The following is a 21,998-nucleotide window of genomic DNA, read 5'->3' on the forward strand; positions in this document are numbered from 1 at the left end:
CGGGCCGTTGCTTTATGTGCCTCGTCCAATTCGCCGACCCGCGCCCGCCATAGCCGCGCCGGAGACGCAATCAGAACAGGCGACCCGTCTTCACGCGAACACCGGCATAAGCGAAACGTCCGACCGAGCTGATCGGATAGCTGGTCGATCCGACATCGGGTTTTTGATCGAAGACGTTATTGACGCCGCCATAAATCTGGAACGACTTGTTGACATCGACCGATGCAAAGACATCGTGCTGCCAACGCTCCTTGAAGTAGAGGTACTCCGGTGCGACATAATCCGGATCGCCGGCAACGATGAGCTTCGAATAGCGTAACGTCTTGTCGAACCATGACAAACCATAATTGAGCGTGACGATGCCCGACGACCACGTCACGTCGCCCGTCGCCTGGTATTTAGGCGCGAAAGCCGTACCACGCGAATCGGTTGGATCAGCGCCCGGCGTGCCGATGAAGTTCAGCTTGTCCAAATAGCCGCCGACGAGCTTCAAATTGAAGGTGCCGAGCGCGGCAGTCTGCAGACGATAATTAACGTTGACGTCGAGGCCGGCGGTACGGAACGCGGCAACGTTCTGCGGGCCTACGACGAAGCCGGTTATCTGCCCCGCATTGGTACCGCCATTCTGGCGCGTAATCGAGGAACAGAAGCCATTGTCGAGCGACGGCTGGTCAACGCAGAGCTCTGCCAGTTGCTGTGGCGCAACCGTATTGATCGCGTTGGTGAGGCGGATATCATACCAGTCGAAGGATGCAGTCAGACCCGCCAGGAAACGCGGCGCCAACACCAACCCTGCCGTCCAAGTCTTTGCCTTCTCCTGCGCAAGCGCCGGATTGCCACCCTGGAGGCCGGGGATATTGACCGAGCGCGAATCCGTGAATGCGGCTGGATTGGCGACCCCAAGCCCACTCAACAACGTCTGACAATTCGCTGCGCGGCTCCCGGTGCCATTGTTGAGGTTCTGCGTCGTGCAGGGATCTTGGAAAAAAGCGAACGTTTGCGACTGGCCACCGAACAATTCGCTGATGTTCGGTGCACGGATCGCAACGGAATAGGTGCCGCGAACCGTTATGTCGCGAACCGGCGCGTACATGCCGTCGACCTTCCACGTCGTCGTCCGGCCGATCGTCGAATAATCGGAATAGCGAATCGCTGCCCCGAGTTCGAGTGAGTGGAAGAACGGCCGATCCTTGACGACGGGGAGATTGATTTCGCCGAAGACCTCCTTGACGTCGAACTTACCGTTCGTGGGCAGCAGCACGTTGGTATAGGTCAGGCCCTGCTGGATGATCGGGTCTGGTTGGAAGCTACTGTCCTCCTTCCGATACTCGCCGCCGAGCGCGAAGCCGACCGGGCCGCCCGGCAGTTCGAAGAGCTGGCGGGTGTCGCCGCTGATCGATCCCGACACCACCTGCTGCCGGATCGTCGAACGGTCGGTTGTCGCCGCGGTGATGAAATTGACAGCCTGCGCGCTCTGGCCATCGTTGAACAGATTGAGCGGCGAACAGTCCCCCGGCTTGAACGTCGTCACCGGATTTACCTTGCGCGACGCATAGGGCTGATCGGGCTCCCAGCTGGGGTCGACATTGATGCGGCAGGTTATCTGACCGGTCGCCGGGTCGCGGACCGCGTCGAGCGCGGCGAAGAACCGGTCGCTGTAGACGTCGCCGAGATATCGGCTGCGAACCTTGGTTTCGCCGTAGTTGTAAGACAGTTCGTAATGGAACGACGGCGAGATGTCACCGCGCACCCCGACCACACCGCGGTACGTTTCACGCCGGATACGCTCGCCTCGCTGCCCAAGATCGAAATTGTCACGACTGACCAGAACGCCGCCTAATTCCGGGTCAATCGCCGCACTTATGCTCGCCGGCAGGTAAGGATTATCCTGCGGAACGAGGATATTGTAATCAAAGCTCGGCTGACCGAAGGAGAAGGTGTTGATGTTGGCGTATTTGCCTTCGGCGAATATCGTCAGCTTGTCACTGACGTCGAAATGGCCAAGGATGTTGACGATGTCGCGATTGGTCTGCGGCAGCAGATCATTGGCATAACGGGCGACGGGGGTCGCCGACCCTCCCTGCGTAAACCCTTCGCCAAGCTGCGTACCGGAGTTCCAGACCGCGCCTGAGCCATCGAAATCGGGGTAACCGTCGAACGTCGTATCGACCGCGCCGTTCGGCGCGGAGCCATCATAGCGGATATCACGCAACGGTATGCGATCGGGGAGCTTTGGATCGTCGCTGGGATCGTTCGGGTTGAGCACGAACGTCTGAAGATTGCCTTCGCGGTAGCGAGCCCGCTGTTTGGCTTGCAGTCTGTCTTCTTCGCCATGTTCGAATGCGACCGCGATATTGCCGCGGCCATCGGCGAAATTGCTTCCCACGGTAAGGTCGAGCAACCGCTGGGCAGCGTCGCCGCGGGTCGAGATACCGTTCTGCGCGCGGGCGGAGATACCCTCGAAATTCTGCTTCAAACGAAAATTGACGACGCCGCTGACGCCGTCGGCGCCGTAGATCGCCGAGGCACCGCCGGTCAGCACGTCGATTCCCTCGACCAGATCGGTCGGGATTGTGTTGATGTCCACCGACTGTTCGCCGGGGGTCGCCGCAACCTGACGGCGCCCGTCGATCAGCACCAACGTGCGCTGCGTGCCGAGATTGCGCAGATTGAGCTGGTTGAGCCCGGTCGCGCCGATCCCCGCGCCGGATCCCGAATTGTCCCCCGATGTCGACGATCCGACGAGAGCGGGATAGCCGGAGAGGAAGTCGGTAAGATTGCTGGTGCCCGACGTCTGGATCGTCTCCGCGCCCAAAGAGACGATCGGGCTCGGGCTGGCGAAATCCAGCCGGCGGATACGCGAGCCGGTCACGATGATGTCGTTGGCGCCATCGGCGGCATCGCTCGGCGGCGTATTGCCGACCTCGCCCTGCTGCGCCTGTGCATCGGCTTGGTTCGCCGGCGGGGTGACACCCGGCTGGTCGGGACTGGTGGTCGTCTGCGCACCTGCCGGCATGCTCAACACTGCCAATGCAATGACACTCGCACCGAGAAGGGTGCGCGATCGAGACGTCCGGAAGATCATAGAAAATGCCCCTGAACCATTACTTTATCTTGGGGCGATGGTAGGTCCGGGATTCACGATGGGTCAATCACGCTGCCCATGCATTGCAAATTGTTGCGGAGATGTTGCATTAGAGTGACAGGCGCAAATCATCGTTGCGAGCTGACCACGGCCCTGACGCGCTACCCCATGCCCCCCTCAATAATCCTTCGACACGCGCACGTTGGCGCTCTGGCGGCCGAGCGTCGAGATGCTCGACAGGAGCGAGAGCCAGCGGGTGACCTGGAATTCGACCTGCGTCGCAGAATAGCCCTGACCGTCGGTGACGATCTCCGCATAGAGGCGGCGCGTGACGTATTTGCCCGCGGCGATCGAGGTGCCCTGGCCGGTCTGCGGGTCGGCGGGGAGGATGCGCAGGCGATCGAGGCCGGCGGCGCGGCGCACCGCGTTGATCGGGTTGAGGCCGTTGCCGCCGTTCTGTAACGCCGCCACCGCCGCGGCGAGCTGCAACGCCTCGGGCGCGGACAATTTGGTGATCGAGGTGCCGAACAGCAGGCGCGACAGCAATTCGTCCTCGGGCAAGGCGGGCGTGCTGGTGAAGCCGATCTCCGGCTTCAGCGCGGTGCCGGTGACGCGGATCGTCGCGTTGAGGCCGGTGCTGTCGGCGTTCGCCTCGATGTCGAGCACCGGATTGGCGGGCACTTCGCCGGCGAAGCGGATGACGCCGCGCGACAGCTGGAACTTGCGGCCGGCGAATTCATAATCGCCGCGGATCATGTTCGCCTGGCCGGTGATCGCGGGATTGCCGGGCTGGCCGGCGATGCCGAGATCGGCGGACCATTCGCTCGACAGGCCGAGGCCGCTGACGATGACCTTGTCGGGCGCCTTCGCCTTGATCGCCAGCGTCCAGGGCGGCGGCGGTGCCTCGTCCTCCTCGCCGCCCTCGGGCAGGTTGATCTCGCGGATCTTGAGCTGCGGCAGCGCGCTCGCGGCGCTCGCCTGGCCGAGCCGGTAGCGGCTGCGGTCGAGCACGACGTCGCCCGCGATCGTCCCGCCGGCGCCGTCGGAGGTGAAGGTGAGCGGTCCGGTGACGGTCGCGCCGATGTCGTCGCGGTTGATCATCACCGCATGATCGGCGCGCAGCTTGAGGTCGAGGCCGATGCCGTGCGCCGCGGCGAAGTCGAAGCCGCCGCTGCCGGTGACGCGCCCGCCCTTGCCGGCGTCGGCGGCGAACCGGTCGATCTGGAGGCGCGAGCCGCCGAAGCGGCCGGTCGCCTGGACGTTGGTGAGGACGGTGCCGGTATTGGCGCTCTCGATGCGTGCGCCGTTTGCCTGCAGGACGCCGCGGATCACCGGCGCGCCGATCCGGCCGCTGACGTCGGCACCGATCGCGACCGGACCGGAGAGGTCGAACAATTCGATTCCCGTCAGCCGCCAGACGGTGTCCGCCGGCCCCTGATAGCGCAATTGCGCGAACAACGGCGCGGCGGCGATGCGGCTGGCGAGGTCGCCCTCGCCCAACGGCCGCAGCAGCGCCTGCGCGCGGCCGATCGTCCGGCCGCCCGACGCCATCACCGCGCGCAAGCCGAGCCGGTCGGCGGAAAGCGCGGCGGCGAGGCCGAGATCGATCGGCCGCGACGCCAGCACCAGCCCGGCGCGACTGAGCCCGCGCACGGTGAGATCGGCCTTGCCGGTCGGCGCGGCACCGGCGGCGGTCGCGTAGCTGACGCTGCCCGAGGCGGTGCCGCTGAGGCCGAGGCGCGGATAGCCGATGTCGAGGATCGCCAGCGGCATGCGGGTGAGCGAGGCGTCGACCGACAAAGCGGCGTCGCTGAACCGGCCGCCGACCTGCGCCTCGCCGCCGGCGAAGCTGAGCCGGGTCGGCGCGAGTGTCCAGCCGTCTCCGTCGCGGGTGATCTCGGCGGGCGAGAGCAGGCGCAGCGGGCGCCGGTCGAGCGTGCCCTGCGCGGCGACCGAGAAACGGTCGGGGGCGACCTGCGTCACGGTCTGGATGTCGAAGGCGCGGCCGCGCGAGCCGGCGATCGAGGCGCGCACTTCGCCGACGCCGCCGCGCAGCTTGGCATTGGCGGCGAAGCGCGCGAGGCTGAGCCGGCCCTGACGGACGCCGGCGCCGGTCGCGGTGAGATCGAGCGCGGTGCCGGCGGGGTCGAGCAGCAGCGCCGCATCGACGTGGCCGCGGCGCAGGGTGGCGGCGCCGAGCCGGGCATTGCCAGCGTCGAGATGCGTCTCGATACGCTGCACGGTGCCGACCGGGCGGAACAGCAATTCGCCCGTCAGTCCGCCGCCGGTGACGGCGAGCCGGCCGGTGAAGCCGCCATGGCCCATCGCCAGCCGGCCCGCGGCATCGGTGCCGCTGACCGACAGCCGATCGACGACGAGGATGTCGTCGACGCCGGGCGGCAGCAGCAGGATCGATCCCGCGGAGGTGAACGGCCCGAGCCGCGAGCCGCCCTCGCCGCGCCAGGTGAACCCGGTCGGCGTCGGATCGAGGTGCGCGCGCACCTGCGACAGGCCGAGCGCGGCATTGGGGCTGGCGAACTGGAGGTCGAGCGTCGGACGATCGATCTTGCCGTCGAGGCGCAGCGTCACCGGTCCATAGGTGGCGTGACGGCCGATCGCCTCGATATGGAAGGTGTCGTCGGCGCGGCGATAGCCGTTGCCGCGCAGCGTGAGCAGCGGCGAGGTCAGCACCATGTCGGAGAAACGGAGCAGCCCGTCGGCGCCGCGTTCGAGGTTGGTGACGATGCGCGGCAGGCCGCCGGTCAGGCCGCGCAGGAAGCCGTTGTCGAGCCGGACGACCTGCGCGGTGCCGCGACCGACGATGCGCGTGCCCCTGCCGCCCGCCCCCGGCACGACGCGCAGGTCGGAGCGGAGATCGACCACGCCGAGCCCCTTGACGAACAGGCGGTTGAGCGTGCCGTTCAGCCCGACCTCGTAGCGGCCGGTGGCGAGGTCGAGCGCGACCATCAGCCGGCCGGCGAGCTTGTCGGAGCGCAGCCGCAGCGCGTCGCCGGTGAGCAGCGAGCCGTCGAGCACGAGCGGCCCGTCGAGGCTGAAGTTGCGCAGGATACCGCCGGCGACGGTGCCGATGCCGGTGACCTCAGCCGCGGTGAAGCGCGTCGGCAGCGTCCGCTTGCCCGGTCCCAGCCGGCCGCTGCCGGCGAGGCGGACGGTGTCCAGCCCGGTGCGGTCGATCGCGAGCCGGTCCGCCTTGAGGCGATAGTCGAACCGGGCGGTGCGGAAGCCGCCGTCGAGCACGGCGCGCAGCTCGACGCCGCTGCCGGTCATCGCCGGGATCACCGCCGCGGGGCGGAGCAGCCGCGCGCGCAGCCGCAGGTTGCGCCAGGCGTTGGCGCCGAGATCGACCAGCCCGACCGCATCCAGCGCGAGCGCCGGGCTGCGCAGGTCGAGACTGCCGTCGAGCCGGCGGTCGGCGAAGGTCGCGTCGCCGCGGACGCGCATCCGCGGGCCGGCGAGGCGCAGCGCCGCGCCGCTCACGATGCCGGCGGGGGCGATCTCGCCGGACAGCGTGTAGCGGCCGTTGGTCGCCGCCAGCGCGAGGTCGAGCGCGCGCGCGGCACCGACGCGGCCGGTCGCCCTGCCCCGCCAGCGCGACCAGCGGCCGTCGCCGTCGATGTCGAGCGCGACGCTGCGCCGCAACCCGAGGCTGCGCGCGAGCACGCCACCGGCAGCCCCCGCGGCGCGGACGTCGATGTCGAACCGGTCGCGGTCGGGCTCGGCGTCGAGGCGCAAAGCGAGCCGGTCGGAGCCGGCGACGCGCGCATCCAGCCGGACCAGCGCGCGGCCGTGGCGGATGTCGGCCCGCCCGGCGACGCGGCCGATCCGCTCGCTGCCGAGCACGCGACGGGCGAGCACCAGCCGATCGACGCTCAATGCGCCGATGCGGATGTCGAAATCCGGCAGGATCGGCCCTGGGCGCGCGGACGCGCGGGTGTGCGGCGCGTGGAACAGCGTCGCCTGCGGGATCGCCAGCTCCCTGATGATGAGTTGGTGACGCGCCCAGCGCCACGGCGCCCAGTCGAGCGCCACCGCGGGCGCCTGGACGAGCAGGCCGTCGAGATCGTAGACGCGCACGTCCTTGAGGCGGGTGCGGCCATAGAGCGAGCCGTCGATCCGGCCGATGGTGAAGCGCAGCCCGTTGGCGGTGCGGATCGCGCCGATCCGCTGCGCCACCCAGCGATGGCCGACGTCGGTGTCGACGATCAGCAGCGCCAGCGCGGCGATCCCGGCGAGCGCGACCAGCGTAATCGCGATGCGCCGCAGCCAGCGCGTCAAAACGCCTGCCCCAGCGAGACGTAGACGGCGATACGGCTGTCGCCCGGCTGCGGGTTGAGCGGCGTGCCGACGTCGAAGCGGATCGGGCCGAAGTTGGAATAATAACGGACGCCGACGCCGGCGCCATATTGGAAGTCGCCGAGTTTCGGGATCGCGCTGCTGTAGATCGTGCCGCCGTCGAGGAAGGGGACGATGCCGAAATTGCCGAAGGTCTTGACGCGTGCCTCGATCGAGAATTCGGCGAGGCTGCGGCCGCCGATCGGATCGTTGTTGACGTCGCGCGGGCCGATCGCCTGATAGCCATAGCCGCGCACCGACGCGCCGCCGCCGGCGTAGAAGCGCCGCGACGGCGCGATGCTGTCGCGCGACGCGCCGAGGATCGAGCCGAGCCGGATGCGCTCGGCGAGCACGACGCCGCGATGCGCGGGCTGGTAGGCGCTGGCGTCGATCTGCACGCGCGCATAGCCGAAGGCGTCGTTCTCCAGCGAGAATTCCGGGCTGAACCGGCCGCCGAGGCGGAAGCCGCGGGTCGGGTTGAGCAGATCGTCGGAGCCGTCGTAATTGAGGCTGGTCGGCGCGGCGGCGATGTAGAAGGTGCGGCGGCGTGGCTCACCGGTCGCGGCGATGACGTCGCGCTCGTCGGAACTGAGCACCTCGCCGCCGATCGACCAGGTCCAGGTCTTCTGGAAGAAGATCGTCGTCTGTCGTTCGATATTGGCGGCGACGGTATAGGTCTTTGCCTCATAGGCGTCGCGCTGGACGTGGCTGGCGGAGATCTGCGCGGTGAACACGCGATCGCGATCGCCGAAATTGTTGCGGCGGAAGACGACGCTGCCGAGCTGTTCGCGGGTGCCGAGCACGCTGCGCAGCGTCAGCGCGCCTTCCGGCGGGAACAGATTGCGGTGCGTCCAGCTCAGTTCGGCGCGGGCGCCCTCGCCGGTGCCGTAGCCCAATTCGCCGGCGATGGTGTGCGGCGGCGCGGCGGCGAGCTTGACGCCGATGTCGACGGTGCCGGGCGCGTCGCCGGGGATCGGCTTGACCTCGACCGCGGCGACGAGCCCGGTCTGGATCAACGCGCGGCGCAGGTCGTCCAGCGTCGTCGCGTCGAACGTGTCGCCGGGGGACAGGCGGGCGATTTCCTGCACGTGTTCGGCGTCGAACACGCGATTGCCGGGCAGCGCGACGAACTTGCCGAAGCGGCTCTCCGCGCCGGGCGCGACCTGAAGGTCGAGCGTCGCGCTCTTGGTGGCGTGATCGACGACGACCTGCGGCTCGCCGACGTCGGCGAACGGGAAACCGGACTTGCCGATCTCTGCGGTCAGCCGCGCGGTGCCGGCGACGATCGCATCGGCGTTGACCGGGTCCTGCGGCTTCACCCCGAACGCCCTGCGCAGCGGCTGCGCCTTGGCACCCGCCGCGGCGATACCGCCGAGCGTCACGTCCTTCAGCCGGTAGAGCGTGCCGGGCTCGGCCGCGAGCACGACGAGCGGCTTGGCACCGGGCTCGACCCGCGTCGTCACGCGCGCGTCGTAATAGCCCTCGCCGCGCAGCAACGTCTGGAGAAGGTCGGCGTCTTCGCGCGCGCGACGATCGAGCTGCGCGGCGTTGGCGGCGGTGCCGTCATTGGCGTCGAGCGTCGACAATTCCTCGAAGCGCTTGCGCAGCAGCGGCGTCGCGCTGGTGTCGATACCGTCGATCCGCCAGTCGTAGCGCCGTTCGGCGGCACCGTCGGTCGCCGCCGCGGCCGCGGCGCCGGCGGGGTCGGCGCCGAGCTCGGGCCAGGCGACGCCGATGTCGGGCAGCGGCGCGAGCGGCGCATTGGGGTCGAGCGGCGTCGCGTCCGCCGGCATGGTCTGCGCCGCGGCCTGTCCGGGAAGAAGGAGCACGGCAGTCGCGCCAAGCCCGAACCACCCCAAACGCAACAGCATGGCGCCGTCCTAGCGCGCGGCGGTTGCTCGCAACAGTCCCATTTCCGACGCGTTTGCGCTCGATCGGGCGCGCATATCGCCCGACCGGGCGCGGCGCGGCCGCGGATGCGAGCCCGACCAAGGTTGCGGTTGCGCGGCAACGCTGCGCGCGGGCATGCGAGCACGTGTTCGCCGATGAAAGGAACGCCATGAAGGCCCTGCCCCTGCTCGCCGCGCTGGCCGCGTCGCTCGTCCCCGCCGCCGCGGTGGCCGACGACCAGTTCAAGCTGCTCGTGATCGCCGCGCCGAGCACCTATCATTACGAATACATCCCGGTCGCGCGGGAGAATCTGGAGCGGCTCGCAAGGCTGCACGGCTTTGCGATGACCTGGACGAGCGACGGCGCGGCGTTCGACGGCGATCTCGGCCAATATGCCGCGGTGATGTTCCTCAACACGCCCGCCGAGACGCTGAGCGAACCGCGGCGGCGGCGGTTCGAGGCCTATATGCGCGGCGGCGGCAATGCGATGGTGGTGCATCGCGCCGCGATCATCCCGCCCGCGGCGTGGCCGTGGTACGAACAGCTGGTCGGCCGCTCCTTCGTCAACCATCCGATGTTGCAGACCGGCGTGGTGACGGTGACCGACAGAAGCTTCCCCGCGACCTTCGGCTTGCCCGACCGCTGGATCTGGAGCGACGAATATTACGTCACCGCCAACCCCTATAAGGTGACCATCCACCCGGTGCTGAACGCCGACGAGACGAGCTACGATCCGACGCGGATCTGGCCGGGGCAGGTCGGCCGGCGGATGGGCAAGGATCATCCCGAGGCCTGGTATCGCTCGTACGAGAAGGGCCGCGTCTTCGTCACCCTGCTCGGCCACAACGTCGAAATGTATCGCGACGACCGGTACCTGCAACATCTGCTCGGCGGGATCTACTGGACCGCGACCGGCCGCGGGCAAGGATAAGGCGCGGGACTTCCGACCGTCCTCAATGCACCGTGCCGACCGCCTCTTCGCGCGTGAGAAGGGCGATCAGGCGAGCGGTCTGGCGCCAGCGACAAAAGTGCACGACGTTGCCGATGTCGCGCATATGGCCGGCACGGATCGCGGCTTCGACCGGGGCGTGAGCGCCGAACAGCATGATCAGGTCGGTCGCCTCGACGACCTGCTCGGCATCGTCGAGATGGAACGGCGCGCTATCTAAGTCCTGATGGATCATCGCCGCATCCCTACACGCCGCGTGCCAGATCATGGAATGGGTGCCGAGGGGCGGGAGACGATGGTAAACCCTTGCGCCGCCGCCGTCCCGCGTGTCCCAGGCGGGGACGCTGGCGTCTCGCGGCGGGACGTGGCAGGACCGCGCCATGGCCGAAACTCCTCCTTCCGCTGCCGGCGGCATCCTCGTGGCGATCTGCTCGATCGGCGGTGCGGTCGTCGGTCTGATCCAGGGTCAGGTGACGATCGGCTTCCTCGCCGGGCTCGCGATCGGCGCGGCGGGCGCGGTCGCAGTGTGGCTGCGCGACAGCCGCCGCTGATCAGCGCGGTTCGCGCATCAGCCAGACGACGCGACCGATCACCTCCACGACGCCGTCCGGCACCGGCGGCGCAGCGGGATTGTCGCTGGCGATCGTCAGCCCCTCACGGCGACGCGCAATGCGCTTGACCATGACGGCGTCCTCGATCCGGATGACGAATACCCGCCCCTGCGTATCGGGCGTGCGCCGCGCCTGATCGACGACGATCAGGTCACCGTCGACCAGCCCCGGCTCCATCGAATCGCCGCGCACCCGGACGATCGCCGCCATCCCCCCGCGCAGGCCGAGCCTGGTCGCCAGCGCCGGATCGATCGCCGCGGCACCGAGCATCACCTCGCCATCGACGAACGCGCCCGGCCCCGCCGAAGCGGTGACGTCGAGCCGCGGCAGCGTGAACGGGCGGCGTCCGGGGTCCGCGCCGAGTTCGACCTCATCAACGCCGAAATAATCGGCGAGCCGGCGGCGATCGTCGGGCGCGAGCCGGCGCGGCGAGCCGCGAACGACGAACTGCTGGAGATAGGCGGCGTTGCGGCCGAGCATCGCCGACAGCGCGGCGAGGCTGTCGCCGCGCGCCGCCGCCAATGCCTTCAACCGCAGCCCTGCCTCGCCTTGCGCCATAGCCGCGACGATAGCGTAGGAAATTTTCCTAGACAAGTTGGATTGCTCGGAACAGATCGGGAACATCACCCCAAGGACTCGGGAGGGAAAGATGTCATTGCTGGTCAAGATCGACCGCTATCTGCGGCGTACCAACATGTCGCGCACGCAATTCGGCCGGTTGGCGGTCAACGATCCGCGGCTGGTCACCGACATGATCCGCGGCCGCGTGATCGGTCCGGCGGTCGAGGCGCGGATCACGCGATTCATCGACGGGAGGGAAATATGATCCACCGCCCCGATCCGCAGCGCCGGCTGCACCGCGCGCTGGCGGCGAGCGCCGCCTGTTACGGCCTGACGCTGCATCCGGTCACGGTGCGCGAGCGGCCGTGGTCGAGCGCGACCTTCACCGGCTGGCGGCTGACGCTCGACCTGGCGATCGGTGGCGGCGATCCCGGCGACTGGCTGGCGGCGCTGCCCGAAGAGGATCTGCCGGTGCCGGGCCGGTTGGTCGCCGATCTGGTGGTGACGCACGCCGTCGCGACGCGCGCGACGCTGGCGGTGCTGTTGCTGGAGAGTGGTGATGGCTTCGGCTAAGCTACTGCAATGACGATCACCTATCGCAGCTACCTGCGCCTGCCCGAATTGCTCGATCTGCAATCGCCGCTGAGCGGGGTGCATGACGAACTGCTGTTCGTGACGATCCATCAGGCGTCGGAGCTGTGGATGAAGCTCTGCCTGCACGAACTCGGCGAGGCGCGGCGGCGGATCGCGGCGGACGATCTGCCGCCGGCGCTCAAGATGATGGCGCGGGTCAGCCGCATCCAGACGCAGCTCATCCAGTCGTGGGAGGTGCTGGCGACGATGACCCCGGCGGATTATGCCGCGATGCGCGGCAGCCTGGGGCAGAGTTCGGGCTTCCAGTCCGACCAATATCGCTGCCTCGAATTCATCATGGGCAATCGCAATGCGGCGATGGTCGCGCTGTTCGAGGAGCCGGTCGTGCGCGAGCGACTGGCGGCCGAGCTCGCGGTGCCCAGCCTGTACGACGAGGCGCTGCGGCTGCTCGCGCGTCGCGGACTGCCGGTGCCCGCCGCCCGGATCGAACGCGACTTCGCGCAGATCGCGCCGCCGTCGGCGGCGGTCGAGGCCTGTTGGGCGACCGTCTATGGTCGGCCGAACGACTATTGGGACCTGTACGAACTCGCCGAAAAGCTGGTCGATCTGGAATATCACGTCCAGCTCTGGCGGTTCGGGCATCTCAAGACGGTGGAGCGGGTGATCGGGTTCAAGACCGGCACCGGCGGCACCGCCGGCGTGCCCTATCTCGCCGAGGTGGTCGAACAGCGTTTCTTTCCCGAATTGCTCGACGTTCGCACGAGTTTGTAGTGCGACGACACGAGACGACACCGCGACGAACCGCAGCCGAATGTATTTGGATATAATGTAACATACCGCCTAGATGCTTCGCACCTGCACAATCGCGGGTTGTCTATCGTGCACCGCGGAGTTTCGATGCTGAAGTTTTCCCTGCTGGCGGGCGCTGCCCTGATCGCCGTCCCCTTCCCCGCCCTCGCCCAGACCGATCCGACCATTCCGGCGCCGCAGGGCCGAGACATCATCGTCACCGCCGCGCTGCCGCAGAGCGAGCGCGACGTGTTGCAGGGCACGTCGGTGATCTCGGGCGAGGAACTGACCCGCAATTTGCGCCCGACGATCGGCGAGACGCTAGCGCGCCAGCCCGGCGTGTCGGCGACCTCGTTCGGGCCGAGCGCGTCGCGGCCGATCCTGCGCGGCTTCCAGGGCGATCGCATCCGCGTGCTGACCGACGGCATCGGTTCGATCGACGTATCGAACACCAGTGTCGACCATGCGGTGATCATCGATCCCCTGCTCGCCGAACGGATCGAGGTGCTGCGCGGGCCGTCGGCGCTGTTGTTCGGATCGTCGGCGGTCGGCGGCGTCGTCAACGTGATCGACACGCGCATCCCGCGGACGGTGCCGGAGAAGGGCTATCGGCTGAACGGCATCGCCAATTACGGATCGGCGGCGGACGAGCGCTCGGGCGGCGCGGCGGGGGATGTCGCGATCGGCGAGCATCTGGTGCTGCACGCCGATGGTTCGTATCTGAAGGCGGACGATCTGCGCACCGGCCACGGCTATCTGCTGTCGCCGAGCGCGCGCGCCGCGGCGCTGAGCCAGGTCGGCCTGCCGCAGGATACCGACGAGCCGATCGACTTCGCCGCCTCTGCCGGGCTGCTCAACCGCCTGCCCAATTCGGCGGCGACGACCTGGACCGCCGGCGCCGGCGCGGCGATCATCACCGATACCGGCAATCTCGGCGTGTCGTACAGCCATTACGACAGCCTCTACGGCGTGCCGATCCGCTACGCGACCGCAGTCGGCCAGGAGCAGGAGGCGCCCCGGCTGTCGGTGGTGCAGAACCGCGTCGACCTGCGCGGCGAGGTGAAGACCGGCGGCGACATCTTCGACCGCATCCGCATCCGGGCGGGTCAGGCGACCTATCGCCATTTCGAGCTTGAGGAGGACGGCAGCGTCGGCACCGCTTTCTACAACAAGGGGCTCGAGGGGCGATTGGAGGTCGTTCAGGCGAACCGCGGCGGCTGGCAGGGGGCGAGCGGCGTCCAATATTTCAATCGCATCTTCAACGTCGTCGGCGACGAGGCCTTCCTGCCGAAGAACGAGACCAACCAGACCGGCTTCTTCACGCTGCAACAATATAGCGCCGGGCCGTTCCGCGCCGAGGGCGGCCTGCGCTACGAATTGACCGACGTCGCCGGGCGCGTGCCGAACGGCGAGGACCGGTTCTTCGGCGGCACGCGGCATTTCGAGGCATTGTCGGGCTCGGTCGGCGCCTCCTATGCGATCGGCGACGGCATCCGCATCGGCCTCAACGGCTCGCGTACCGAGCGTGCGCCGTCGGCGGAAGAATTGCTCGCCAACGGACCGCATGCCGGCACGCAGGCCTATGAATTGGGCGATCCCAACTTCCGGGTGGAGAAATCCTGGGGGCTGGAGGCGACGCTGCACGCGCATGGCGACGGCTACAGCTTCGATGCTTCGGCCTATTACAACTGGTTCTCCAACTATATCTCGGAGAACCGGGTCGATCCGGCGGTGTGCCTGACGCGGACCGACGAACTCGACGGCCTGCCCTGCTTCCAATATCAGCAGGGCGACGCGCGCTATTACGGGTTCGAGGCGGATGCCTCGGTGCGGCTGGCGCGGATCGGCGGCTATACGATCAACGCCGACCTGCTGGGCGATTACGTCCATGCCAATATCGTCGATCTCGGCCCGGTGCCGCGCATTCCGCCGGCGCGCGTGCTCGGCGGCATCGAGGCGCAGGGCGACCGGCTCGGCGGCCGGGTCGAAGTGGAGCACGTCTTCGACCAGAACCGCATCGCCGCGTTCGAGACGCCGACCAGCGACTATACGATGGTCAACGCCTCGGCCTCGATCAGTCCGTTCGGCAAGGACAGCAAGACCAGCCTGTTGCTGTCGGCGAACAATCTGTTCGACGTGGTCGCGCGCCGGCATTCGAGCTTCCTCAAGGACTTCGCGCCGCTCGCCGGGCGCGACATCCGGGTGACGCTTCGCTTCGGACTGTAAACATCGCATTCCCCCCGGCACGGGGAGGTGGCACGGCGAGGCCGTGACGGAGGGGGCTCCCACCAGGCGAACCGTCTGAGGAAGCCCCCCTCCACCAGCTTCGCTGGTCCCCCTCCCGTGCCGGGGAGGAGCTTGCGTCGCCTACCGTCCTCCCGTACCGCGCCTTCAAAAGGAGATGATGCGATGGCCGGTATGGGCAAGTTCGACTGGGCCGATCCCTTCCTGCTCGACGACCAGTTGAGCGAGGACGAGCGGATGATCCGCGATACCGCGCGGAGCTATGCGCAGGACAAGCTCGCGCCGCGGATCGTCGAGGCGTTCCGGACCGAGCACACCGATCCCGCGATCTTCCGCGAGATGGGCGAGCTGGGCCTGCTCGGGCCGACGCTGCCCGAGGAATATGGCGGCGTCGGTGCGGGTTATGTCGCCTACGGGCTCGTCGCGCGCGAAGTGGAGCGGATCGATTCGGGCTATCGCTCGATGATGAGCGTGCAGTCGAGCCTCGTGATGTATCCGATCTTCGCTTATGGATCGGAGGCGCAGAAGCGCGCCTTCCTGCCCAAGCTGGCGAGCGGCGAATACATCGGCTGCTTCGGGCTGACCGAGCCCGATGCCGGCTCCGACCCCGGCGGCATGACGACGCGGGCGCGCAAGGTCAACGGCGGCTACGTCCTGTCCGGCGCGAAGACCTGGATTTCGAACAGCCCGATCGCGGACGTCTTCGTCGTCTGGGCGAAGTCGGACGCGCATGGCGGCGCGATCCGCGGCTTCGTGCTGACCAAGGACATGAAGGGGCTGTCGGCGCCCAAGATCGAGGGCAAGCTGTCGCTGCGCGCCTCGATCACCGGCGGGATCGTCATGGAGGACGTTGCGGTCGGCGAGGATGCGCTATTGCCCAATGTCGAGGGGCTGAAGGGGCCGTTCGGCTGCCTCAACCGCGCGCGCTACGGGATCAGCTGGGGCGCGCTGGGAGCGGCGGAATTCTGCTTCCATGCCGCGCGCCAATATGGCCTCGACCGCAAGCAGTTCGGCACGCCGCTCGCCGGGCGGCAGCTCTACCAGAAGAAGCTCGCCGATATGGAGACCGAGATCGCGCTTGGGCTGCAGGCGTCGCTGCGCGTCGGGCGGCTGATGGACGAGGGGCGGTTCGCGCCGGAGATGGTGAGCCTCGTCAAGCGCAACAACGTCGGCAAGGCGCTGGAGATCGCGCGGATGAGCCGCGACATGCATGGCGGCAACGGCATTTCCGGCGAATATCAGGTGATGCGCCACATGATGAACCTCGAGACCGTGAACACGTATGAGGGGGCGCATGACGTGCATGCGCTGATCCTGGGGCGGGCGATTACGGGGATCGCGGCGTTTTGAGGCTGATGCGGCCGCAGGAGCAACGCGGTGGCTGACCACCCGCTGGCCGGGCTCAAGGTGCTCGAACTCGCGCGTATCCTCGCCGGCCCGTGGGCGGGACAGGTGCTTGCCGATCTCGGCGCCGAGGTGATCAAGGTCGAGAGCCCGGCGGGCGACGACACCCGCGCCTGGGGCCCGCCGTTCGTCGACTATGGCGACGGGACGCGGGATGCCGCCTATTTCCACGCCTGCAATCGCGGCAAGACCAGCCACGTCATCGACTTCACCACGGCGGAGGGCCAGCAGCGCGTCCGCGCGCTCGCGGCAGAGGCCGACGTGCTGATCGAGAATTTCAAGGTCGGCGGGCTGGTCAAATACGGGCTCGATTATGCCAGCCTGTCGGCCGACAACCCGCGCCTCGTCTATTGTTCGATCACCGGTTTCGGGCAGGACGGGCCCTACGCACCGCGCGCCGGCTATGATTTCATCGTGCAGGGCATGAGCGGGATGATGGACCTGACCGGCGACCCCGACGGTGCGCCGCAGAAGATCGGCGTCGCGATGGCCGACATCACCACCGGCCTCTACGCGGTGATCGCGATCCAGGCGGCGCTGGCGATGCGGGAGCGGACCGGGCGCGGCCAGCGGATCGACATGGCGCTGCTCGACACGATGACCGGGGTGCTCGCCAATCAGGCGGCGAATTATTTCGCCAGCGGCGTCACGCCGGCGCGGGTCGGCAATGCGCATCTCAACGTCTGCCCCTATGCGGTGTTCGAAACGGCGGACGGCTGGTTCATCCTCGCGGTCGGCAACGATGGCCAGTTCCGCCGCTTCTGCGCGGTGGTCGGCATGGATGCGGACGATCCGCGCTACGCCAGCAACGCGCTGCGGCTGGCGCATCGCGACGACTTGTTCGCCGCGATCACCGCGGCGACGCGGCGGTTCGCGCGCGACGCATTGCTCGCGCAGCTCGATGCGGCGGGCGTTCCGGCCGGGCCGATCAACACCGTGGAACAGGCGCTCACCGATCCGCAGGTGCTGGCGCGCGGGCTGGTGCTCGACCAGGCACCGATCAGCGGGCTGCGCACGCCGATCCGCTTCTCGGACGCGGCGCTGGCGACCGGCCGCCCGGCACCGCGGCTGGGCTCGGGCGATTCGGCCGAGCCGGTTCAGCCGAAGCGATAGGCCGACACCGCCCAGCCGAGCACGACGTCGCGATAGTCGCACACCGCCGTCCCCTCGCCGCCCGCGCCGAGCGCGACCATCAGCGGCAACAGATGTTCGGCGTCGGGATGCGCGAATCGGGCGTGGGGCAGCCCCTCCCAGTCGATCACCCGCGCCGCGCGGCGTTCCGGATCGGGATCGGTGACCGCGGCGGTGAGCGCCGCGTCCCATGCGGCGGCGACCGGCGTCACCTGCGGCCCGCGCGCCCGCAGATTGTGGAAGCTCATCCCCGATCCGACGATCAGCACGCCTTCGTCGCGGAGCGGGGCGAGCGCCCGCCCGATCGCGACATGCGCTGCCGGGTCGAGGTCGGCGCGCAGCGACAGTTGCGCCAGCGGGATGTCGGCGGCGGGATCGGCGACCATCATCGGGATGAACACGCCATGGTCCCAGCCGCGCGCCGCCTCCTCGCCGACCCGATAGCCCGCGCCGCGCAGCAGCGCCGCGGCACGTCGCGCGATATCGGGGGCGCCCGGTGCATCCCAGCGCAGGCGATAGGTATGTTCGGGGAAGTTGTAATAGTCGAACAGCAGAGACGGTCGCTCGCCGATATGGACGGTGAGATCCGGCGTCTCCCAATGGCCCGAGACCATCAGGATCGCGCGCGGCCGTTCCGGCAGCGTGGCGAGCAGGCCGGCGAGATAGGCCTGCATTGGCCGCCACATCGGATCGGGCGGGCCGCCGGCCGGGTCCATGAAGAAGCAGGGGCCGCCGCCATGCGGCACGAACAGCGTCGGAAGCGTCATGCCGGCAAGGTCGCGCCTCGCAGCCCGTACCGCAATCATCTGGATCGAAACGCCGCGTTTCGCCTAAGAGGCGCCATGTCGCGCCTCACGGTCAACAACCAGCCGGTCGAATACCGGCTCGATCCCGCCACGCCCCTGCTGTGGGCGCTGCGCGACGCCTCGAATCTGACCGGCACCAAATATGGCTGCGGCACCGGCGACTGCGGCGCGTGCACAGTCGATGTCGACGGGCGCGCGATGTTGTCGTGCCGGGTCGCGATCGGATCGGTCGAGGGCAGCTACGTCACCACGGTCGAGGGCCTGTCGCGCGAACGCAACCACCCGCTGCAGCTTGCCTTCATCGCCGCCAACGTGCCGCAATGCGGCTTCTGCATCCCCGGCATCCTGATGGCCGCCGCGGTGCTGCTCAAGCACAATCCCGATCCCGGCGAGGCCGATATCCGCGGCGCGATACGCAATTTGTGCCGCTGCGGCGTCTACCCGCGGCTGATCGAGGCGATCCAGCGCGCCGGCCGTGCGGCGCGCGGCGAGGAGACGATCCCCGCCGGCGCGCGGCCCGGCATCGATCCCGCCGATGCGGCGCGGGTCGTGCCGGCGCTGGTGCCGCCCCCGGCCGACGCCGCGCGCGACAAGCTGTCGGAACGCTGACGATCCAATTCAGCTTCGCCACATCGCAGCGTCGCTAGAAGGGGTCATCATCGGAGCCGGCTCGTGCGCCGGCGGGTTGAGGACGAACAGGATGAAGACCGTGATCAAGGCGTTGCTGGCGGCTTCGATGCTGATGCCGGTGGCCGCACAGGCGCAGGACGACCGCGGCGGCTGGGATCAGCGCGGGCCGGGGCCAGAGCGCGGACCGGGGCCGGACCGCGGGCCGCGACCGCAGCCATCGGGCGATCTCGGCTGGCAGGCGCAGGGGCGCGCCGAGCGGCCGCAGCCCGGCGACTTCGGTCCGGATCGCGGTCCCCCGCCGCCGCGTGATGGGCGCGACGGCGGGCCGGGCGTCCGCGACGACCGTCCCGGTCCCGAGCGTGGACCGCGGCCGGATCGCGACGGCCCGCGCCCCGGCGATCGCGGCCCGAACGTCGGCTGGGGCAATGTCGGCCGCGGCAACGTCGGCCGCGCCAACGTCGGCCGCGCCAACGATGGTCGCGGATGGGACGAGCGGCGCTTCGACGATCGCGGGCCAGTGGCGCGCGACTGGCGCGCAGGCCAGCGGGGCGGTGCCTGGGATCGCGGCTGGCGCGACGATGATCGCTATGACTGGAACCGCTATCGCGCGGTGAACCGCGGTGCGTATCGCCTGCCGCGTTATTATGCGCCGTCGGGCTGGGGCCGCGGCTATCGCCGGTTCGGGGTCGGCGTGCCGCTGTCGCCGGTGCTGTTCAGCCGCGCCTATTGGATCGGCGATCCCTATGCCTATCGCCTGCCCGAGGCCTATGGCCCGTATCGCTGGGTGCGCTATTACGACGATGCGCTGCTGGTCGACCTGCGTAGCGGGTTGGTGATCGATACGGTCTACGGCATCTTCTATTGATCGGGCGGGGCGTTACCCTGCTTTGAAGGTTGTCTTTGCGGCGCGGCGACGGCATTTTCCGGCCATGTTCGCCCGTCGCAAAGCGCCCGCCCCCTCCCCGCTGCGCCAGCAGGCCGGCGCCCGTGTCGCGCAGCGGCTCGACACCAATCCCGCGGTGACCCGCGCCGAGGTGCCGGCGATCCAGATCTATTATCAGCTCGACTTCCTCGATGCGGCGCAATGCGCGACGCTGATCGCGATGATCGACGCCAATCGCCGGCCGTCGTCGCTGCTGTCCGATCGCGCAGACCCGGGCTTCCGGACCAGCGAGAGCTGCGACATGAACCGCTATGCGCCCGAGGTGCAGCCGATCGACGAGGCGATAGCCGCGCTGCTTGGCCTCCCCGCCGATCACGGCGAGACGTTGCAGGGCCAGCGCTATGCCGCCGGGCAGCAATTCCGCGCGCATCACGATTATTTTCACGAGACCGAGAGCTATTGGGAGCAGATGCAGACGTCGGGCGGGCAGCGCACCTGGACGACGATGATCTACCTCAACGACGTCGCGGAAGGCGGCGCGACGTGGTTCCCGCAGGCCGGCTTCAAGATCGCGCCGCGGCAGGGACTGCTGCTCGCCTGGAACAACATGAATGCGGACGGCACGCCGAATACGGCGACGCTGCACGAGGGGACGGCGGTGGTGGAGGGGACGAAATATATCGTCACCAAGTGGTTCCGCGAGCGCTCCTGGCTCAAGCGGCCCAATTGACCCGATGTTATGGGGTGGGAGCCGGGACGACCCGCGGCGAAATCGTTGCGGCTGCTTCCTTCCGGACCTGACCGGGTTGGCGACGACCACGTCCGCCCGACTCCCGCGCAAGCCTATGGCGACGTACGGCCGTGGGATCAAGGGGTGAGTTGGCTCAACGATCCATGCGGTTGAGCGCGACCAGCATCTCGAACACGTCGAGATCGAGCGCCTCCTTGAAGCGGCAGCCGGCGGCGAACTCCTCCGCCCAGCGGATCTCGGCGGCGATGCAGCCAGCCCCCGGCAGCGTCAGCCAGATCATGCTGTGGCGGACCAGCGGGCAATAGGTCTGCAGCCGCGCGCCGTGCAGCGAGATATCGACGACCTTGCACAAGGTCCGATGCGCCTTGTCGATCTCCCCAACGAACGAAGCCGGCGCACGCGGAACGCGGCGCCGGCCGTAGGTCAATGCAGGTTCGAACTCTGCCGCGAACATGACCACGGTCTAGCGAGACCATGGTTATGTTTGCGTAAACGAGCCGATCAGCTCTTGCGGAGGGTGAGCCCGCCGCCGAAACGCTTGTTGAAGCGGGCGACCTGGCCGCCGGCATCGAGCATCGTGCCGCGACCACCGGTCCAGGCGGGGTGCGCCAGCGGATCGATGTCGAGCTGCATCGTGTCGCCTTCCTTGCCCCAGGTGGAGCGGGTTTCGAACACGGTGCCGTCGGTCATCTGGACCTTGATCATGTGGTAGTCGGGATGGGTATCTTTCTTCACGCCGATGCGCTCCTGATGCGGCTGGTTCCGACCAGCCTGGAAGAGAAGCGGCGCCCGTAGATGAGCGCCGCGGGATTGTCAAAGATCGTCGGGCTCAGCGTTTGGGCGGATCGGCGATCATCGCGGTGAAATTGGCCTCTGCGACGACCTGTCCGTCGATCTTCGCGACGCCGGCGAACTTGCACACCGAGCTGCGCTTCTGGACGAAGGTCGCCTCAAGGCGCAGCAGCACGCCCGGTTCGACCGGCTTGCGGAACTTGGCGCCGTCGATCGCCATGAAATAGACGAGCTTGCCCGAACCGGCGAGGCCGAGGCTCTCGACCGCGAGGATGCCCGCGGCCTGCGCCAGCGCCTCGACGATCAGCACGCCCGGCATGATCGGCCGGCCGGGGAAATGGCCCTGGAAGAAGCCTTCGTTGATCGTCACCGCCTTGATCGCCGCGATCGACCGGTCGAGGATGATCTCCTCGACCCGGTCGACCAGCAGCATCGGGTAGCGATGCGGCAGGGCCGCCATGACCCGCCCGATATCGAGCGGCCCCAAGGTCGTGCCCTGCTGGGTTGCGTCTTCGCTCACCCGTG

The 21,998-nt window shown here is 68.4% G+C and carries 20 protein-coding genes and 1 other RNA gene; 11 read left to right on the plus strand and 10 right to left on the minus strand.

Annotation, left to right across the window (positions count from 1 at the left end; all coding sequences use genetic code 11):
* Positions 1-70: 70 nt before the first annotated feature.
* From ACLBWH_RS13995 to ACLBWH_RS14005, 3 genes are all read right to left on the minus strand, one after another.
* The gene (locus ACLBWH_RS13995; protein WP_447799524.1) at positions 71-3,085 is read right to left on the minus strand and encodes a TonB-dependent receptor domain-containing protein; all 3,015 of its coding nucleotides are present in this window, start codon (positions 3,083-3,085) and stop codon (positions 71-73) included.
* Positions 3,086-3,262: 177 nt separating this feature from the next.
* Positions 3,263-7,381, minus strand: a complete 4,119-nt coding sequence (locus ACLBWH_RS14000) for a translocation/assembly module TamB domain-containing protein (protein WP_447799525.1) — start codon at positions 7,379-7,381, stop codon at positions 3,263-3,265.
* The gene (locus ACLBWH_RS14005; protein ID WP_447799526.1) at positions 7,378-9,309 is read right to left on the minus strand and encodes an autotransporter assembly complex protein TamA; all 1,932 of its coding nucleotides are present in this window, start codon (positions 9,307-9,309) and stop codon (positions 7,378-7,380) included. The genes ACLBWH_RS14000 and ACLBWH_RS14005 overlap by 4 nt, the downstream gene beginning before the upstream one ends.
* Before the next feature lie 188 nt (positions 9,310-9,497).
* Here ACLBWH_RS14005 and ACLBWH_RS14010 point away from each other — a divergent pair, with 188 nt between their 5' ends.
* Complete coding sequence (locus ACLBWH_RS14010; protein WP_447799527.1) at positions 9,498-10,259, plus strand: ThuA domain-containing protein; 762 nt, start codon at positions 9,498-9,500, stop codon at positions 10,257-10,259.
* Positions 10,260-10,281: 22 nt separating this feature from the next.
* On the opposite strand, the gene ACLBWH_RS14015 is transcribed toward ACLBWH_RS14010, so the two are convergent.
* On the minus strand, positions 10,282-10,512 hold the full coding sequence (locus tag ACLBWH_RS14015; RefSeq protein WP_447799528.1) for a hypothetical protein: 231 nt from the start codon (positions 10,510-10,512) through the stop codon (positions 10,282-10,284).
* Between the two features lie 145 nt (positions 10,513-10,657).
* On the opposite strand from ACLBWH_RS14015, the gene ACLBWH_RS14020 reads away from it, so the two are divergent.
* Positions 10,658-10,828, plus strand: a complete 171-nt coding sequence (locus ACLBWH_RS14020) for a hypothetical protein (protein WP_171009451.1) — start codon at positions 10,658-10,660, stop codon at positions 10,826-10,828.
* On the opposite strand, the gene ACLBWH_RS14025 is transcribed toward ACLBWH_RS14020, so the two are convergent.
* Entirely contained in the window at positions 10,829-11,446 is a 618-nt protein-coding gene (locus tag ACLBWH_RS14025) for a LexA family transcriptional regulator (protein WP_447799529.1), read from the minus strand. It abuts the gene before it with no gap.
* 91 nt (positions 11,447-11,537) lie between these two features.
* On the opposite strand from ACLBWH_RS14025, the gene ACLBWH_RS14030 reads away from it, so the two are divergent.
* The 6 genes from ACLBWH_RS14030 to ACLBWH_RS14055 all read left to right on the plus strand — a co-directional run bounded on the left by ACLBWH_RS14030 (position 11,538) and on the right by ACLBWH_RS14055 (position 17,593).
* On the plus strand, positions 11,538-11,714 hold the full coding sequence (locus tag ACLBWH_RS14030; protein ID WP_447799530.1) for a hypothetical protein: 177 nt from the start codon (positions 11,538-11,540) through the stop codon (positions 11,712-11,714).
* Positions 11,711-12,022 (plus strand): hypothetical protein, encoded by a 312-nt coding sequence (locus ACLBWH_RS14035; protein ID WP_447799531.1) that lies wholly within the window; start codon positions 11,711-11,713, stop codon positions 12,020-12,022. Before ACLBWH_RS14030 ends, ACLBWH_RS14035 begins: the two co-directional genes overlap by 4 nt.
* A 9-nt stretch (positions 12,023-12,031) precedes the next feature.
* Positions 12,032-12,814 (plus strand): tryptophan 2,3-dioxygenase, encoded by a 783-nt coding sequence (locus ACLBWH_RS14040; RefSeq protein WP_447799532.1) that lies wholly within the window; start codon positions 12,032-12,034, stop codon positions 12,812-12,814.
* Between the two features lie 126 nt (positions 12,815-12,940).
* Complete coding sequence (locus tag ACLBWH_RS14045) at positions 12,941-15,058, plus strand: TonB-dependent receptor (RefSeq protein WP_447799533.1); 2,118 nt, start codon at positions 12,941-12,943, stop codon at positions 15,056-15,058.
* A 183-nt stretch (positions 15,059-15,241) separates the two neighbouring features.
* Positions 15,242-16,426: an acyl-CoA dehydrogenase gene (locus ACLBWH_RS14050; RefSeq protein WP_447799534.1), complete on the plus strand. Its 1,185-nt coding sequence runs from the start codon at positions 15,242-15,244 to the stop codon at positions 16,424-16,426.
* Between the two features lie 27 nt (positions 16,427-16,453).
* On the plus strand, positions 16,454-17,593 hold the full coding sequence (locus ACLBWH_RS14055) for a CaiB/BaiF CoA transferase family protein (RefSeq protein ID WP_447799535.1): 1,140 nt from the start codon (positions 16,454-16,456) through the stop codon (positions 17,591-17,593).
* Here the strand turns inward: ACLBWH_RS14055 and ACLBWH_RS14060 are convergent.
* Entirely contained in the window at positions 17,578-18,378 is an 801-nt protein-coding gene (locus tag ACLBWH_RS14060) for a DODA-type extradiol aromatic ring-opening family dioxygenase (RefSeq protein WP_447799536.1), read from the minus strand. The genes ACLBWH_RS14055 and ACLBWH_RS14060 overlap by 16 nt on opposite strands.
* 75 nt (positions 18,379-18,453) lie before the next feature.
* Between ACLBWH_RS14060 and ACLBWH_RS14065 the strand changes: the two genes are divergently transcribed.
* From ACLBWH_RS14065 to ACLBWH_RS14075, 3 genes are all read left to right on the plus strand, one after another.
* Positions 18,454-19,026 carry a (2Fe-2S)-binding protein gene (locus tag ACLBWH_RS14065; RefSeq protein ID WP_447799537.1) on the plus strand — a complete coding sequence of 191 codons (573 nt, stop codon included), beginning with the start codon at positions 18,454-18,456 and terminating at the stop codon, positions 19,024-19,026.
* A gap of 91 nt (positions 19,027-19,117) precedes the next feature.
* Positions 19,118-19,912, plus strand: coding sequence for an RcnB family protein (locus ACLBWH_RS14070; RefSeq protein WP_447799538.1), 795 nt, complete (start codon positions 19,118-19,120; stop codon positions 19,910-19,912).
* Between the two features lie 64 nt (positions 19,913-19,976).
* Entirely contained in the window at positions 19,977-20,660 is a 684-nt protein-coding gene (locus tag ACLBWH_RS14075) for a 2OG-Fe(II) oxygenase (protein WP_447799539.1), read from the plus strand.
* A gap of 11 nt (positions 20,661-20,671) precedes the next feature.
* On the opposite strand, the gene ffs is transcribed toward ACLBWH_RS14075, so the two are convergent.
* From ffs to fabZ, 4 genes are all read right to left on the minus strand, one after another.
* An RNA gene (gene ffs, locus ACLBWH_RS14080) (signal recognition particle sRNA small type) lies at positions 20,672-20,767 on the minus strand.
* Between the two features lie 47 nt (positions 20,768-20,814).
* On the minus strand, positions 20,815-21,135 hold the full coding sequence (locus ACLBWH_RS14085) for a PilZ domain-containing protein (protein WP_447799540.1): 321 nt from the start codon (positions 21,133-21,135) through the stop codon (positions 20,815-20,817).
* 47 nt (positions 21,136-21,182) lie between these two features.
* Positions 21,183-21,416 carry a 50S ribosomal protein L31 gene (rpmE, locus tag ACLBWH_RS14090; protein ID WP_037535430.1) on the minus strand — a complete coding sequence of 78 codons (234 nt, stop codon included), beginning with the start codon at positions 21,414-21,416 and terminating at the stop codon, positions 21,183-21,185.
* A gap of 94 nt (positions 21,417-21,510) precedes the next feature.
* Positions 21,511-21,993 (minus strand): 3-hydroxyacyl-ACP dehydratase FabZ, encoded by a 483-nt coding sequence (gene fabZ / locus ACLBWH_RS14095; protein ID WP_447799541.1) that lies wholly within the window; start codon positions 21,991-21,993, stop codon positions 21,511-21,513.
* Positions 21,994-21,998: the final 5 nt, after the last annotated feature.

It is taken from the genome of Sphingomonas sp. M6A6_1c (genome assembly GCF_053345135.1).

What these genes read in the sequence shown, in the direction of transcription:
- ACLBWH_RS13995 (WP_447799524.1), bottom strand. Translation starts at nt 3,085, where the DNA reads ATGATCTTCCGGACGTCTCGATCGCGCACCCTTCTCGGTGCGAGTGTC.
- ACLBWH_RS14005 (WP_447799526.1), bottom strand. Translation starts at nt 9,309, where the DNA reads ATGCTGTTGCGTTTGGGGTGGTTCGGGCTTGGCGCGACTGCCGTGCTC.
- ACLBWH_RS14010 (WP_447799527.1), top strand. Translation starts at nt 9,498, where the DNA reads ATGAAGGCCCTGCCCCTGCTCGCCGCGCTGGCCGCGTCGCTCGTCCCC.
- ACLBWH_RS14015 (WP_447799528.1), bottom strand. Translation starts at nt 10,512, where the DNA reads ATGATCCATCAGGACTTAGATAGCGCGCCGTTCCATCTCGACGATGCC.
- ACLBWH_RS14020 (WP_171009451.1), top strand. Translation starts at nt 10,658, where the DNA reads ATGGCCGAAACTCCTCCTTCCGCTGCCGGCGGCATCCTCGTGGCGATC.
- ACLBWH_RS14025 (WP_447799529.1), bottom strand. Translation starts at nt 11,446, where the DNA reads ATGGCGCAAGGCGAGGCAGGGCTGCGGTTGAAGGCATTGGCGGCGGCG.
- ACLBWH_RS14030 (WP_447799530.1), top strand. Translation starts at nt 11,538, where the DNA reads ATGTCATTGCTGGTCAAGATCGACCGCTATCTGCGGCGTACCAACATG.
- ACLBWH_RS14035 (WP_447799531.1), top strand. Translation starts at nt 11,711, where the DNA reads ATGATCCACCGCCCCGATCCGCAGCGCCGGCTGCACCGCGCGCTGGCG.
- ACLBWH_RS14040 (WP_447799532.1), top strand. Translation starts at nt 12,032, where the DNA reads ATGACGATCACCTATCGCAGCTACCTGCGCCTGCCCGAATTGCTCGAT.
- ACLBWH_RS14045 (WP_447799533.1), top strand. Translation starts at nt 12,941, where the DNA reads ATGCTGAAGTTTTCCCTGCTGGCGGGCGCTGCCCTGATCGCCGTCCCC.
- ACLBWH_RS14050 (WP_447799534.1), top strand. Translation starts at nt 15,242, where the DNA reads ATGGCCGGTATGGGCAAGTTCGACTGGGCCGATCCCTTCCTGCTCGAC.
- ACLBWH_RS14060 (WP_447799536.1), bottom strand. Translation starts at nt 18,378, where the DNA reads ATGACGCTTCCGACGCTGTTCGTGCCGCATGGCGGCGGCCCCTGCTTC.
- ACLBWH_RS14065 (WP_447799537.1), top strand. Translation starts at nt 18,454, where the DNA reads ATGTCGCGCCTCACGGTCAACAACCAGCCGGTCGAATACCGGCTCGAT.
- ACLBWH_RS14070 (WP_447799538.1), top strand. Translation starts at nt 19,118, where the DNA reads ATGAAGACCGTGATCAAGGCGTTGCTGGCGGCTTCGATGCTGATGCCG.
- ACLBWH_RS14075 (WP_447799539.1), top strand. Translation starts at nt 19,977, where the DNA reads ATGTTCGCCCGTCGCAAAGCGCCCGCCCCCTCCCCGCTGCGCCAGCAG.
- ACLBWH_RS14085 (WP_447799540.1), bottom strand. Translation starts at nt 21,135, where the DNA reads ATGTTCGCGGCAGAGTTCGAACCTGCATTGACCTACGGCCGGCGCCGC.